At 70.7% G+C, this 13,921-nt stretch carries 12 protein-coding genes; 11 read left to right on the top strand and 1 reads right to left on the bottom strand.

Going from position 1 to position 13,921, the window contains the following annotated elements; translation table 11 throughout:
- Positions 1–98: 98 nt before the first annotated feature.
- The 3 genes from ACX114_RS06440 to ACX114_RS06430 all read left to right on the top strand — a co-directional run bounded on the left by ACX114_RS06440 (position 99) and on the right by ACX114_RS06430 (position 3,059).
- A complete protein-coding gene (locus tag ACX114_RS06440; protein WP_014394116.1) occupies positions 99–479 on the top strand; it encodes a response regulator in 381 nt (126 codons plus the stop codon).
- Positions 480–564: 85 nt separating this feature from the next.
- A complete protein-coding gene (locus ACX114_RS06435) occupies positions 565–1,398 on the top strand; it encodes an ABC transporter ATP-binding protein (RefSeq protein WP_459295760.1) in 834 nt (277 codons plus the stop codon).
- A complete protein-coding gene (locus ACX114_RS06430; RefSeq protein ID WP_459295758.1) occupies positions 1,395–3,059 on the top strand; it encodes a hypothetical protein in 1,665 nt (554 codons plus the stop codon). The genes ACX114_RS06435 and ACX114_RS06430 overlap by 4 nt, the downstream gene beginning before the upstream one ends.
- Before the next feature lie 7 nt (positions 3,060–3,066).
- On the opposite strand, the gene ACX114_RS06425 is transcribed toward ACX114_RS06430, so the two are convergent.
- Positions 3,067–4,338 (bottom strand): vWA domain-containing protein, encoded by a 1,272-nt coding sequence (locus ACX114_RS06425; RefSeq protein ID WP_459295756.1) that lies wholly within the window; start codon positions 4,336–4,338, stop codon positions 3,067–3,069.
- Positions 4,339–4,468: 130 nt separating this feature from the next.
- Between ACX114_RS06425 and ACX114_RS06420 the strand changes: the two genes are divergently transcribed.
- The 8 genes from ACX114_RS06420 to ACX114_RS06385 all read left to right on the top strand — a co-directional run bounded on the left by ACX114_RS06420 (position 4,469) and on the right by ACX114_RS06385 (position 13,887).
- The gene (locus ACX114_RS06420) at positions 4,469–5,368 is read left to right on the top strand and encodes a histone deacetylase family protein (RefSeq protein WP_459295754.1); all 900 of its coding nucleotides are present in this window, start codon (positions 4,469–4,471) and stop codon (positions 5,366–5,368) included.
- An 84-nt stretch (positions 5,369–5,452) separates the two neighbouring features.
- Positions 5,453–6,163: a hypothetical protein gene (locus ACX114_RS06415; RefSeq protein WP_459295752.1), complete on the top strand. Its 711-nt coding sequence runs from the start codon at positions 5,453–5,455 to the stop codon at positions 6,161–6,163.
- Positions 6,164–6,248: 85 nt separating this feature from the next.
- Positions 6,249–6,641, top strand: coding sequence for a peptide chain release factor-like protein (locus tag ACX114_RS06410; RefSeq protein ID WP_459295750.1), 393 nt, complete (start codon positions 6,249–6,251; stop codon positions 6,639–6,641).
- 207 nt (positions 6,642–6,848) lie between these two features.
- Entirely contained in the window at positions 6,849–11,087 is a 4,239-nt protein-coding gene (locus tag ACX114_RS06405; RefSeq protein ID WP_459295748.1) for a pilus assembly protein, read from the top strand.
- Positions 11,084–11,683, top strand: coding sequence for a type IV pilus modification PilV family protein (locus ACX114_RS06400; protein WP_459295746.1), 600 nt, complete (start codon positions 11,084–11,086; stop codon positions 11,681–11,683). The genes ACX114_RS06405 and ACX114_RS06400 overlap by 4 nt, the downstream gene beginning before the upstream one ends.
- Entirely contained in the window at positions 11,680–12,783 is a 1,104-nt protein-coding gene (locus ACX114_RS06395; protein ID WP_459295744.1) for a PilW family protein, read from the top strand. Before ACX114_RS06400 ends, ACX114_RS06395 begins: the two co-directional genes overlap by 4 nt.
- A 26-nt stretch (positions 12,784–12,809) precedes the next feature.
- Entirely contained in the window at positions 12,810–13,433 is a 624-nt protein-coding gene (locus tag ACX114_RS06390) for a hypothetical protein (protein ID WP_459295742.1), read from the top strand.
- 31 nt (positions 13,434–13,464) lie between these two features.
- Complete coding sequence (locus ACX114_RS06385; protein WP_120576859.1) at positions 13,465–13,887, top strand: HD domain-containing protein; 423 nt, start codon at positions 13,465–13,467, stop codon at positions 13,885–13,887.
- Positions 13,888–13,921: the final 34 nt, after the last annotated feature.

The following is a 13,921-nucleotide window of genomic DNA, read 5'->3' as shown; positions in this document are numbered from 1 at the left end:
AAACGCAGGCCCTTCCGCAATGGAAGGGGCATTCCCATCTTCGTCCCCATAGAATCGCGGTCCCCAAGCAGACGCCGCCACTCCAGAGGCTCAAGCCCATGTCGAACTTCATCCTGGTCGTCGACGACGACGCGAGTCACCGCACGCTCATCTGCGATGCCCTCCAGGAGATGGGCTATGCCACCATCGAGGCCAAGAACGGCCGCGAGGCGCTGGATCTGTTGGAGGACGACATCCCGGGCGCCGTGCTCCTGGACCTGCGCATGCCCGTCATGAGCGGCTGGGGTCTGCTGGACGCGCTCAAGAAGATGCCCCGGGCGCGCAACCTGCCCATCATCATCATCTCCGGCTACGGCTTCGAGTGGGAGGCGGAGCTGGTGGGCGCCGCTGGCTACATCTCCAAGCCGGTGGACCTGGACAAGGTGCGCACCACCGTGCAGCAGATCGTCGGGCCGCCGGAGGTGGCCATGGTGCACTGAGTCGGGAAGCGCCCGGCAGGCCGCACCATCCGTCAACCCGAGGATTGTGGGCAGCCCCTGGGTGCATGGTGTGATGGCGTCCTTCATGACGCCCCCCTCTTCAGAACCGGCCGGGTCCGAACTGGCCATCGACGCTCGCGGCCTCGTCAAGCGCTTCGGTACCTTCACCGCGCTGGACGGCCTGGAGCTTCAGATTCCCCGGGGCGCCTTCTACGCGTTCCTCGGCCCCAACGGCGCCGGCAAGTCCACCTCCATCGCGTTGCTCACCGGCGTGTACGGGCCTGACCAGGGCACCATCCGCATGCTCGGCGTGGACGCCGTGGCGAAGCCCCTGGAGGTGAAGCAGCGCGTGGGCGTGGTGCCGGAGGAGCTGAGCCTCTTCGAGCGCCTCACCGGCCGCCAGTACCTCACCTTCTGCGCGCGCATGTACGGGCTGGATGGCGCGGAAGCCGCGTCGCGCGCGGTGGAGCTGCTGGAGCTGACGGAGCTCACGTACAAGGCGGGCGCGCTGGTGGCGGAGTACTCCAAGGGCATGCGCCGCAGGCTCGCCATCGCCGCGGCGCTCATCCACGCGCCGGAGCTGGTGCTGCTGGATGAGCCCTTCGAGGGCATCGACGTGCTCGCCGCGGGCGTCATCCGCGAGCTGCTTCGCGAGCTGTCCCGCCGGGGCGTGACGCTGCTGCTCACCACGCACGTGCTGGAGATCGCCGAGCGGCTGGCCACGCACGCGGGCGTCATCCGGGGCGGGCGCATGTTGGATCAGGGCCCGGTGGAGCAGCTTCGCCAGCGCCACGGCGTGTCCACGCTGGAGGCGGTGTTCGAGAAGCTGATCGCCGTGCCCGCCGCACGCAACGCGAAGCTGTCGTTCTACGGTGAGCCCGCGCCGAACGTGGTGCCGCTGCGCCGGGAGTCCGCGTGAGCGCCCCGCGTCCGAAGGTCCCCGGCTTCTTCCAGCACCTCTTGCTGCTCTGGGGCCTGCGCCTGCACCTGGGCTTGAACCAGGGCCCGGGCAGGAGCCGCCTGCTCGCGGTGGCCGCGTTCGTGGGCTCCAGCGCGCCGGGCGTGCTGCTGGGCCTGAGCTTCTTCAAGCTGATGCGGATGCCGCTCATCGTGCACAGCAACGTGTGGCCGTACTTCATCCTCAACCTGCTGTGCTTCGTCACCGCCGCCACCTGGGTGACCTGGCCGCTGTTGTCCGCGGGCGTGGATGACCACTCGGAGCTGTCGCGCTACGCCGCGTTCCCCATCTCGCCGTTCCGCCTGCTGATGGGCTCCACGGTGGCGAGCCTCTTCGAGCCGCGCGCGCTGGTGTTCTACGCGCCGCTCACCGGCGCGGCGGTGGGCTATGCGTCGCGGCACCGGCTGGCGTCGCCGTGGCTGGCGGCGGTGCTCTACGTGCTGTTCGCGCTCTTCTGCGCGGCGTGGAGCCGGGTGGGCCTCTACACGGTCATCAACGTGCTGAGGGCGAAGCACAGCGCGCGAATCATGGGCGGCGGCATGGTGGCGTTCCTCGTGGCCGCGTCGTTCATCCCGCCCATCGACACGTCGTGGCTCACCAGCATGGGCGAGACGGGCGTGGGCGCGCTGGACATGAGCCTCATCATCAACGCGGCGGTGGCGCTCAGCCAGGTGCCCCCGGGCTTCTTCGGCGACGGGCTGGGACAGCTGGCGCACGGACGCGTGGGCATCGCCATGCTGGAGGCCTTCGGGCTCCTGTTCTTCACCGCCATGGGCATGGTCGTGGCGTACGCGCTCCTGATGCGCTTCCACCGGCAGGCGGGAGGCCGCTCCGGCGGCGACCGGGGGGATGGGAAGGACAGCGATCCCTTCGCCACCACGGGCTCGCGCTTCGACACGCTCCTGCGCCGCGAGGTGCTGGACCTGTGGAACAACCCGCGCGCGCGGCTGCTGGCGGCGGTGCCCTTCATCCTGGCCATCCTGCTGAAGCTGCTCTCCGGCCGGGACCTCTTCGTGTACCTGCTGGGCGGCAGCGCGGACGCGTGGGTGATGGGCGGCCTGAGCATCTACGGCGCGGTGGTCATCGCGTCCACGTTCTCGCAGAACACCTTCGCGTACGACGGGCACGGCTTCGCGGTGTTCCTGGCGGCGCCCATGAACCTGGCGGACGTGCTGCGCGCGAAGAACCGGGTGCAGGGCGTGGCGGCGCTGGGGATGGCGGTGCTGGTGGGCGCCTTCTACCGGGTGTACTTCGGCGCGGGCTCGCTCGTGGACTTCCTGTGCGCCATGGCCGCGGTGGCGGCGGTGGTGCCCATGCTGCTGGCCGCGGGCAACTTCCTGTCGCTGTACTTCCCGGTGAAGTTCCACGCGACCTTGAAGCGCCGCGACCGCATCCCCCTCACCGCGTCCATGCTGGGCATCCTCGCGGCCAGCGTGGGCTGCATGCCGTTTGGCCATGCCCTGCGGGCCGCGGGGAAGGACGGACCGGGCTGGCAGTCCGTGGCCTTCATCCTCGGGTTCGCCGTGCTCCACTTTGGCGTGTACCTGCTGACGCGGCCCTGGGCGATGCGGCTGTTGGATCAACGCCGGGAGATCGTCCTCCGGGCGGTGACCCGAGAGTAGCCGCGCCTCAGTACGTGACGCCGAAGCTCGCGGCCTGCTTCTTCACGCTCTTCATCACGTTGGCGTCGAAGGCGTCCTCCTTGGTGGGGGCGTTCTTCGTGAGCCACTGGTCGCGCTCGGAGGCCAGCTTCGCGACCTTCTCCTCCAGCACCTTGCGCTCGGCGGACAGCTGCTTCACCTTCGCGGCCTGCTCCTCCTTCTTGAGCCCCTTGAGCTCCTGGGGCAGCTCGTCGTCCTTGAGGGTGGCGAGCGCGGCCGGCTTCTCCAGCAGGTCCACGCCGCCCGCGACGGCCGCGGGCGCGCTGCTCACCGCCCCGGCGCTGGCGGCGCTCTTCCCCGCGCCCCGGCTCTCCTTCATGAAGCTGATGCGGTCCGCGACGGCCTCCGCGGCCATGCCCTTGGTCGCCTCCGCGCGGGCGACATTCATGGCCCGCGCCTCCGCGCGGCCGCCGTACAGCGTCTTCGACGCCAGCTCCGCGTTCACCCGCGACAGCTCCGCGTCATAGGGCGTGGCCACCGCCACCATGCCGCCCGCCGCGTCGATGGAGTCGAAGGTGCCGTCCGTCAGCTTCGCCACGTAGCGCCAGGACTCCTCGGTCGTGGGGTCCGCGCCGCAGCGCACCGTGTTCACCACGATGTGGCGCTCCTTCGCGCGCTTGGACCACAGCTTGAAGTCCCAGGCGGCCTCGCGCTGGGCGGGGGGCGCGTCACCCACCAGGAAGATGACCTTCATCACCTCGCGGTCCTGGCTCCACTTGAGCAGCGACACCGCTTCGCCCAGGCCGCGCCCCACGTGCTCGGGGAAGTCCCCGCCCCCGTTCGCGTCCAGCTTGCGCAGCTCCGCGAACATGGAGTCCATGTCGTCGCTCAGGTCGAAGCGCTTCGTCACGTACGCGTCCCCCTGGTCGCGGTACGCCACGAGCGCCACCTTCAGGTGCGGCGTGGGCTTGCCCTTCGCGATGCGCGACACGATGGAGAAGATCTTCTGCTTGGCGCCCTCCAGCAGGCCGCCCATCGACCCCGTCGTATCCAGCACGAACGCCACCTCGATTTCAGGCCGCTGGCCCTGCGGCTGGGCCTGAGGGTCCTGGCCCTGGGCCTGAGCCTGCGTGTCCGCGGGCCTGGTGGGCGCCCCCTTCACGAAGGGCTTCTCCGTCGCGGGGGGCTTCACCGTGGAGGACGGCGTGCGGACGGGCGTGACGGCCCAGGCGGAGGTGGCGGACAGACCGGTGGCGAGCGCGGCCGTCAGGACGGCCCGCGAGAGGGGCTTCAGGTTCATGGGTGGGCTCCGGGTGACGGGCTTGCGAGGCGGGCACATCCGCGCCGCCTGCTCCTGTAACGGACAGGCCCGCGGGAAGTTCTACGCCCCCGGTTGCACCCCTCGAAAACGGGCGTTACGCCCGGGGGCCGTGCGCGTCTTCCACATCGACAGGTACCTGGTCCCCCTGCCCGACGGGCACCGCTTCCCCATGGAGAAGTACCGCGTGCTGCGCGAAATCCTGCTCGAGCGCGGCATCCTCCCTCCCGCCGCCTTCCACGAGGCCCCCCGCGCCGAGCGCGCCGAACTGGCTCGCGTCCACACCCCGCGCTACCTGGACGCCTTCTTCGGAGGCACCCTCACCGACGCGGAGGTGCGCCGGCTGGGCTTCCCCTGGTCCCTGCGGCTCGTGGACAACGCGCGCGCGTCCGTGGGCGGGACCCTGGCCGCAGCCCGCGCCGCGTTGGAGGACGGCTTCGGCGCGAACCTGGCTGGCGGCACGCACCACGCCTTCCCGGACCATGGGGAGGGCTTCTGTGTCTTCAACGACATCGCCGTGGCCATCCGCGTGCTCCAGGCCGAAGGGGCCATCCGCCGCGCGGTGGTGGTGGACCTGGACGTGCACCAGGGCAACGGCACCGCGGCCGTCTTCGCGGGCGACCCGTCCGTCTTCACCTTCTCCATGCACGGCGAGCACAACTTCCCCTTCCGCAAGCACGCCTCGCACCTGGACCTGGGGCTGGAGGATGGCGTGGAGGACGCGGAGTACCTGGCCGTGCTCGACGCGAACCTGCCCCACGTCCTGGAGTCCGCCCACGCCGACCTGCTCTTCTTCCAGGCCGGCGTGGATCCGCTGGAGGAGGACACCCTGGGCCGGCTGTCACTCACCCACGCGGGGCTGCGCGAGCGAGACCTGCGCGTCATGCGCGCGGCGAAGGAGCGCGGACTCCCCGTGGTGCTCACGCTGGGCGGCGGCTACGCGCGGCCGCTGGCGCCATCGCTGGAGGCCCACGTCGGGACTTATCTGGCCGCCTGTTCGTTGTTCCGCTGACGCCCGCCTTCCCCGGAGCCGCTTGCGGGCCCTCGCGCCCCGGCCTCATGCTCACCCCCGCTTCGCCACCCCTGGAGCCCTCCCATGCCGCGTTCCCTCCCCCGTCTCGCCGTCCTCATCAGTGCGCTGGCCCTGGGTTGTGGCGGCAACACGCCCTACTACCACCTGGATTGGGGAGGCGAGGACACCGTCACCGCCGCGCCCGGCGACTCCGTCCCCTATGACATCGCCATCCAGCGCATCGCGGACAACCTGGGCGAGGTGCGCGTGAGCGCGTCGATCACCCCCGAGGGCGTCACCTTCGGCCCGGCGTTCACCCTCCCGGAAGGGGAGACCATCGCCAGCACCACCGCCACCATCACGGTGGCCCCCAGCGTCACGAGCTACGGCGTGAACGCGCTGCAACTCATCGCGGAGGACCCGGCCAACAACGTCACCGCCCGGGGCAACATCTCCCTGGTCATCCTGGAGCCCCCCGAGCCCAACGAGGCCTTCTCCATCTCCGTGGAGCCCCGCCAGGTGAACGTGACGCCCGGCCAGTCCGGCCAGACGACGGTGACGGTGACGCGCGCGGAGGGCTTCACCGGCGCGCTCACCCTCTCGCTGGAGACGCCCGGCACGACGCGGCTCGGCTCCGACCCCGTCACCCTGGCCCCCGGCGAGACGACCGCGCAGGTGCGCGTCACCACGGACCGCTCCCTCAACGTCCTGCCCTACGCGGTGAAGTTCGTGGCCACCGACGAGACCGGGCGCACCGCCAAGACGGGCTTCACGTTCAACCTGAACTTCATCTGAGCAGGCCCCAAGGAAGCCCCGCGCCGCCCGGGTGTCAGGCGCGGGGTACCGGCGGCGTCTCCGCGGCGCTAACTTGAGGACCGCCATGACGCCGCCGACCACACCCATCGCACCCGCTCGACGCCAGGCCGCCCGGGAGGCCCTCGCCCTGGATGACGAGGCCCTGCTGAAGGTCTGCGACGTGGAGTTCTTCATCGCCTCCGGGCCCGGCGGCCAGCACCGCAACACCACCGCCAGCGGCGTGCGCCTCACCCACCCGGCCACGGAATTGTCCGTCACCGCCACCGAGCGCCGCAGCCAGTCCCAGAACAAGGACGCCGCCGTGCGCCGCCTGCGCGCCGGCCTGCAGGCCCTCACCTTCGTCCCCAAGGTCCGCAAGGCCACCCGCCCCACCCTGGGTTCCAAGCGCCGGCGCCTGGAGGACAAGAAGCGCACCTCGGAGAAGAAGGCCGGCCGGGGCGGCAGGCTCGCGGATTAGGCGGCCAGGCAGCCCTGTCGCTATGCATGACATGCGGACCTCGCAAGCTTTGCGTAGCCGCTGACGTCGCCTGGCCACAGCCACACGGTTTCTTTCCATGACTCCCCCCGGACAGGAGCCTCCCACGCCGGGGCACACGGTGTGCACAAGCCAAGGGTTGCCCCCGACCCCGAGGGGGTCAGTCGGTCCCCAACCCCCGGTGAACCCTTGGCCCCCACCTCCTCCAGAATTTCCGCGGCGCGGCGAATCCTGCTGGGCCTGGCGCTGCTGACGGCGCTGCCGGCATCCGCGACGGACATCGTCACCTTCAGCCAGGGCTCGCTCATCATCCCGGAGCAGGCCACCTTCCAGCAGGGCTGTGGAAGCCTGTCGGCCTACGGCCTGGTGTGGCGCCTGTTGCAGTCCAACGAGGCGGGCGGCTTCAACGCCAACCACCCGGTGACGGTGTACCTGGCCATTGACGACACGAAGCGCTCTCCCAACCGCTGCGTGCCCACCAACAAGCACCAGCCGCCCCCGCCGCGCAACGGCCAGTGGAACGACCCCAGCTGGAATGACGGCTGCGACTTCCACATCTCCCGCGCGGACGCGGCGCCCGTCGTGCCGGTGCCGCCGCTGCAGGCGCTGCCCGCGAGCGGCCTGTTCCCCGAAGGGAACATCGACAACTTCACCACCAACACGAACCAGGCGCGGCCGAACTTCACGGCCACGACGCTCAACACCGCCAGCGGCTTCCGGGACGTCCAGTACATGGGCGGCGCGTTCATCATCGACGCGAAGGACGCGAAGAACGCGCTCGACTTCCTGAACTCCTCCGCCGGGCCGGACGCGCCGAACAAGTTCCGCACCCCGTGCAACTGCAACACGTTCACCAACGGCAGCGGCTGCCACTACGTGCGCCTGCACCAGGCCACCATCGAGTTCAACGCGCCCATTGGCCGGCGGCTGAACCGCGTGCCCCCGAAGATCGCCCTGCTGGACCGGCACGACAACAACCCCGGGGACAAGTCCTACGTGAAGGGCGGAATGCTGGACGACTACCTGCGCAACGCGGGCCTGGACTTCGCCGGCGCGGGCGGCTGCCCGCAGGGCTCCACCAGCGGCTGCACCCTCAACGGCGGCCAGCCCGGCCTCATCTACGACGCGCTCCACGCCAACGCGGACCTCATCTCCACCGCGGCGTTCCCCAACGGCCTGCTCAACGCCGTGGACCCCGCCACCGGGCGCCCGCGCTACCGCGTGTTCTGGGCGCCGCACTGGCAGATTGGAGACAGCACCCGCACCGAGTACCGGAGCAACGGCGACGGCGCCGGCAACCAGGCGGAGAACGTCCTCAACAACATCGCCTACTTCACCAACCAGCGCGGCAACGGCCTGTTCGCCGAGTGCACCAGCATCTGGTCCTACGAGCACACCAACAAGGTGGGCGGCGGGCTGGTGCCTTCCACGCGCTTCCAGGGCGACGTCAACTTCGAGAAGAACAAGCTGGAGGACGGCGACACGTGGAGCGGCCGCAACTGCACGGACCCCGACTACCTCACCGAGTCCGTGCCCCGGCCCGCCTGCATCATCTACCCGAACCCGGGCGACCCCTTCTCCCAGATGGGCGACTTCCGCTTCAACAACGTGGCGGGCGAGACGGAGAACTACCGGACGACGTTCAAGAACGGCGTGCGGCGGCTGGCGGTGAGCTGGGTGAACTACGCCGCGGGCAACCAGTACGACAACGCCGCGCACGTGGCGGTGGACAACCACCGCGGCCACGACTTCTTCTCCTTCAACCAGAAGGACAATGATCCGCAGAAGGCGACCATCGTCTATCTGGCGGGCCACGACTTCAAGGGCAGCGTCGCGGGCACGCGCATCGTGCTCAACACGCTGCTCAACCTGGGCAGCGAACCCCTCCAGAGCGAGCGCACCGTGTCCGCGCCCGTCGCGCTGGACGACACCAACGGCAGCGACACCAACGGCTCGCGCGCCCTCCTGTTCAAGACGTCCTACAACGCCGTGACGGGCTACCCGCCCGGCGCGGACACGTACACGCCCGCGCAGGGCTCGCACTGGGTGTTCCCCTACTACCCGGGCACGCTGCGCGCGCACTCGCTCATTGGCGGGGACGCGCTGTCCACCGGGGAGAACTCCCTGTCGGACGGCACGCTGTGGAACGCGGACGCGCGCATGCCCGCGCCCGGCGAGCGCAACCTCTTCACCTACTTCGGCGGCGAGGTGACGGTGAACCCGACGCTGCCCGCCGGCCGCACCGCGCCGCACGGGGTGATGCAGGTGGGCTGGAAGCCGGAGGAGGTCTCCGGCACGCGCATCAACAGCAACTACGGCTCCGTCCCCAACCCCGGCTGCGTGGACGAGCTGAAGCTCGGCCGCGCCACCACGCGCGACGGCAGCTTCCGCTACGACTTCGTGAAGGGCCCGGACGGCGTCTGCGACCTGCAGCAGGCGACGCAGTACTCGCCGCAGCTGGGCGGGGCGGACTTCGGCATCACCAACGAGCTCATCAACAAGGCTCAGCTGACCGTGGACTTCAACGCGGTGGCGATGATGCTCCAGCGGGTGCGCGGCTACTGCTACGCCACGGTGTCCGGCAACGACGGCGCGGGCGAGACGCCCATCCTCGAGCCCTCCATCACCCAGTGCAACAACGAGGACGCGGACAACAAGGCACACCTGGGCGGCTTCATCCACTCGTCCCCCGTGGTGGTGACGGCCAGCCCCCTCATCCCGGACCGCACCGCCCCCCGTCCCACGGTGGCCTACGCCGCGGGCCTGGATGGCCAGGTGCACGCCTTCTACGTCTCCGGCGGCGCGCGCTATGACGGCCCCGCGCAGAGCCTGAACTTCCCCAACCCGGACGCCACCGGGAAGTTCAAGACGGACTTCGCCCAGCGCTTCCGCTCCGGCACCACGCCCCCGCCGGGCACGGAGCTGTGGAGCTTCCTGCCGGCCACGCAGTTGGCGGGCCTGCGCAACAACACCGCGCGGGTGAACAGCGCGCCCGCCGTCTTCGACGTGTTCGCGGACTTCGTGGGCACCGGCCGCCGCGAATGGCACACCGTGCTCGTCGCCAACGTGGGCCAGACGGGGCGCGACCTGTTCGCGATGGACGTCACCAACCCGCTCAAGCCCGTGCTGCTGTGGCACCTGGTGGGCAGCCACTACGCCACCTCAAGCGCGCCCAACTCCGCGGTGTCGCTGGCGGACAAGCCCCAGGGCGGCACGGACTGGACGTACACCTGGGACGAGGACTCCAGCATCTTCCTGCTGCCGCCGCGCTCGGACCCCGGCCGTCTGCCGAGCGGCCTCTATGACTACAGCGGCCTGGGCGGCTCGCGCGGGCTGTCCGTGGGCGTGGGCCGGCTGGGCATGGAGCCCGTGTACGCCGTCTTCGTCGCCTCCAGCAGCTCCGGCGCGCTGCCGGCGCCGGGCTCGCCGGGCTCTCCCGCCAAGGGCGTGCAGGTGTTCGCCATCGACGTGGCCACCGGCCAGAAGCTGTGGCAGTGGCAGCAGGCCTATACCAGCAGCGTGGACAACAGCGCGCCCGCCGCGCCCACCGTGTCGCAGGACTCGAGCGGCGCCGCGCGCCTCTACGTGGGCGACATGGAGGGCCGCCTCTGGGAGCTGGACGCTTCCACCGGCATGAACCTCAACGTGGCGCGCATGGGTCCCGTGTGCTCGGAGTCCGCGCCCTGCAAGTACACGGCGATGAACATCGGCGGGCTGCCCGTCACCAGCCAGCCCATCAGCACCAACGTGGGCCTGGCGCGCATTCCGCTCGACGCGTCGGACACCTCCGCCTTCAGCCAGTACAAGGGCAAGATGGTGGCCCTGGTGGGCACCGCCGGCATGGACTGGGTGCCGGACACGGTGGCCGGCCGCTTCCACGCGCTGCTCCTGGACGCGGACCTGCGGCTGCCGCTGGGCATGGAGGGCAAGCGGCTGGACGGCTCGACCCTCAGCGCGAACCAGGCCCACTCGGAGGCGACCAGCTACGGCGTCCTCCAGGAGCCCGAGCCCTTCCCGCTCATCTTCTCCGGGCCCGAGCACGTCTACGGCAACATCACCATCGCCGGGCGCACCGCGTACTTCAGCACCGCGGAGGAGTCGGTGAACGACCCCATGCTGCTGAGCGCGTCCGTCGGCGGCCACACGTACAGCATCGACCTGGGCAACACGGCGACCACGCAGGCGAGCATCCAGCCCATGAGCGGCGCGACGCTGGCCAACTACGGCGGCGTGGCCGTCTACCATCGCGACAACGGGGGCGCGTCCACGGACTACGTGGTGGGCGCGGAGGTGAGCGCCCTGCGCGTCACGCGCATCGACAACCCGACCAACACCGGCGCCTCCAGCCCCAACGCGAAGGACTCCGTGAACGGCAACAACGGCGTGCTCTACCAGCTCCTCAACTGGAGCCAGAGGTTCCTCGAATGAGAGCCCTTCCCTCTTCCGCCGCCCGGCGCGGCAGCGGCCTCTTGGAGGTGCTCATCGCCACGTGCGTCCTGGCGCTGGCCGCCGTGGGCGCCGTGATGGGCATGGTGGCCGCCACCCGCGACGTGAAGGACGGCCAGGTGCTCCAGGGCCGGCGCATGCTGCTGGAGGCGCGCGTGCAGCGGCTGTGGCTCGCGTCCAAGATGGAGCTGGCCAACCAGGCCGTCCCCCGGCCCGCCCTCTTCCCGCCGGACGTGGCCCTGGCCGCGTCGCCCTGGGTGCTGGACCCCAGCACGCCGCAGGCGGGCGACATCGGCACGGGCGCCTACTTCCGCGTGCGCCCCACGGGCCAGGTGGAGCCCGCGCTGGACGTGCCCTCCGGCACGCCCTGCACCGCCGCCACCCCGGACTCGGTGCTGCCCCGCGACGTCTACTGCCGCGAAATCCTGGTGACGCAGGGGCTGCCCAAGGACCTGCCGTCCGCGGCCCAGGCGCTGGTGCCCGCCGGGGCGCTGCCCTTCACCTTCTGGACGCGCGCGTACCGCAAGGGCGACAGCCTGGACCGCGCCATCGTGCACAGCGAGGTCTTCGTCCTATGAGGATGCGGTCGAAGCTCCAGGCGAAGGCACGCGGCATGACGCTGCTGGAGACGATGGTGGCCGCGACGCTCGCCGCCATCGTCCTGGCGGCGGCCACCGCGCTGCTGCTGGCGGGCGGGCGCGTGGTGCACAACACGGAGCACGTGGCGGACAGCCACGACCACGCGCGGCTCGCGGGAGAGACGCTGCTGTCCGCGGTGCGCCAGGCCGGCGCGGGCATGTCCGAGGGCCTCTGGGTGGTGTCCGGGGGAACGCCCCTGCGCATCAACCCCGTCTTCGGCGGTGACGGCGCGGGCACGGGCGTGCTCGCCGCCACCACGGCGGGCAACACGCCGGGCACGAATGGCAGCGACGACCTGTGGCTGGTGGTGCCGGACCGCAACTACCTGGGCCGCGACTGCGCGCCGGGCGCGGCGATGACGGTGGTGAAGCCGGGCACGGGCGCCCTGGAGGTCAACTGCGCGGGCACGTTCCCGGGCACCGCGCCCTCCAACCCCATGCTGGTGGCCAGCAACATGAAGAGCGCCGCGCTGCTCACCCAGACGTCGGTGACGAGCAGCCCGCCCACGGCCACGGTGAACTTCCTGGAGACCAGCGTGCCGGGCTTCTCCAACGCGCCCCACAAGGGCGGCTTCCAGAAGGGCGACCTGGTGTACCCCGTGCGGCTCTTGCACTTCTTCATCGGGACGAACGCGACCAACGGCCGCAAGGCGCTGATGCGCGCGGAGGGCATCCCCGCCAGCGACGTGTCGGGGCGCCCCTTCGTGGACATGGGCGACCCGGTGGTGGTGCAGGACTTCGTGGAGGACTTCCAGGTGACGTTCGGCATCGACGCCACCAACTCCGGCGACCCCACCCGCTACGAGTTCCAGAACGGCCTCGCGCCCGAGTACACGCCGGGCCTGCGCTCGGTGCGCATCAGCGTGGTGGCCACCGGCCGCTCGCCCCGGCGCGACACGCAGAACAAGTCCGCCCTGTCCGAGGACCTGCCCATCGCCGTGGAGAACCACACCCCGGCCACGGCCCCCGCGGACGGTTACTTCCGCAGCCTCTTCTCCCGCCGGGCGGAATTGCCCAACATGGCCGCCGCCAGCCTGTGAGCCCGTCCTCCGTGAGGCCCTCCCCCATGTCCCCACGCGCTTCGTCCCGTTCCACCCGCGGCTCCACGCTGCTGCTCGTCGTGCTGCTCGTCACCGTGCTCCTGGGCCTGGTGGCGGGCGTGATGGCCTACGCCAGCAGCGAGCGCTCGCGCGCCGTGACCTTCAGCCGCACGGGCCAGCGGCAGGGCTGCGCGGAGAGCGGCCTGCAACTGGCGCGCGGCTACTTCGGCCGCAACTACGCCCAGTGGAACACCTTCCTGAGCGCGCCGGGCACCTACGACCCCATCGCCTCGCCCACCAACACCGCGCCCGCCAACCCGCGCACCGCCGACGGCCGCGCGGCCATCAAGACGGTCAACCCCGCGCTGTTCGCGGACCTGGACGGCGACGGCAGGGACGACGTGTACCTCTACATCCGGGACAACGAGGACGAGTTCAAGCCGCTCTCCCCGGAGTGGAACCGCGACAATGATCAGCAGGTGGTCGTGGGCGCCATCTGCATCAGCGACACGCTGATTCCGCGCCGGAGCGACAACACGCAGGACCCCAGCGCGCTCGCGGTGGAGGGCATCCTCCAGTACAACGGCGGCGGCCACGCCTACACGGCGCAGACGGCGGGCGGCACGGGCTCCGGCAACCTCAACCGTTGAGCCGTCCGCCGGGCGTGAGAAGCTTCAGCCCATGCCCACGCTCGAAGACGCCATCGCCCTGGCGGTGGCCGCGCACCAGGGTCAGCGCGACAAGGCAGGACAGCCCTACATCCTCCACCCCATGCGGGTGATGCTGCGCCTCGCCTCCGACGCGGAGCGCACCGTGGCCATCCTCCACGACGTGGTGGAGGACACGCCGTACACGCTGGAGCGCCTGCGCGGCATGGGCTACCCGGAGGACGTGCTGTCCGCCCTGGACTGCCTGACGAAGCGCGAGGGCGAAAGCTACGAGGCCTTCATCGAACGGCTGCGTCCCCACCCCCTGGCCCGCCGCGTGAAGCTGGCGGACCTGGAGGACAACATGGACGTGCGCCGGCTGAAGGATGTGACGCCCAAGGACGCCGAGCGCCTGTCGCGCTACGTGGCCGCCTGGACGCGCCTGCGCGCGGAGTAGCCGGAAAAAGACGACGGCCCGGCGACCCTCCCGT

The sequence above is a fragment of the Corallococcus sp. M7 genome (assembly GCF_054512695.1).
The sequence above is the reverse complement of the archived record's forward strand: the minus strand, read 5'-3'. Positions and strand labels throughout refer to the sequence as shown.

Excerpts from the sequence above, each read along its gene's own strand:
- ACX114_RS06440 (WP_014394116.1), top strand. The coding sequence starts at position 99 with ATGTCGAACTTCATCCTGGTCGTCGACGACGACGCGAGTCACCGCACG.
- ACX114_RS06435 (WP_459295760.1), top strand. The coding sequence starts at position 565 with ATGACGCCCCCCTCTTCAGAACCGGCCGGGTCCGAACTGGCCATCGAC.
- ACX114_RS06425 (WP_459295756.1), bottom strand. The coding sequence starts at position 4,338 with ATGAACCTGAAGCCCCTCTCGCGGGCCGTCCTGACGGCCGCGCTCGCC.
- ACX114_RS06415 (WP_459295752.1), top strand. The coding sequence starts at position 5,453 with ATGCCGCGTTCCCTCCCCCGTCTCGCCGTCCTCATCAGTGCGCTGGCC.
- ACX114_RS06410 (WP_459295750.1), top strand. The coding sequence starts at position 6,249 with ATGACGCCGCCGACCACACCCATCGCACCCGCTCGACGCCAGGCCGCC.
- ACX114_RS06400 (WP_459295746.1), top strand. The coding sequence starts at position 11,084 with ATGAGAGCCCTTCCCTCTTCCGCCGCCCGGCGCGGCAGCGGCCTCTTG.
- ACX114_RS06395 (WP_459295744.1), top strand. The coding sequence starts at position 11,680 with ATGAGGATGCGGTCGAAGCTCCAGGCGAAGGCACGCGGCATGACGCTG.
- ACX114_RS06390 (WP_459295742.1), top strand. The coding sequence starts at position 12,810 with ATGTCCCCACGCGCTTCGTCCCGTTCCACCCGCGGCTCCACGCTGCTG.
- ACX114_RS06385 (WP_120576859.1), top strand. The coding sequence starts at position 13,465 with ATGCCCACGCTCGAAGACGCCATCGCCCTGGCGGTGGCCGCGCACCAG.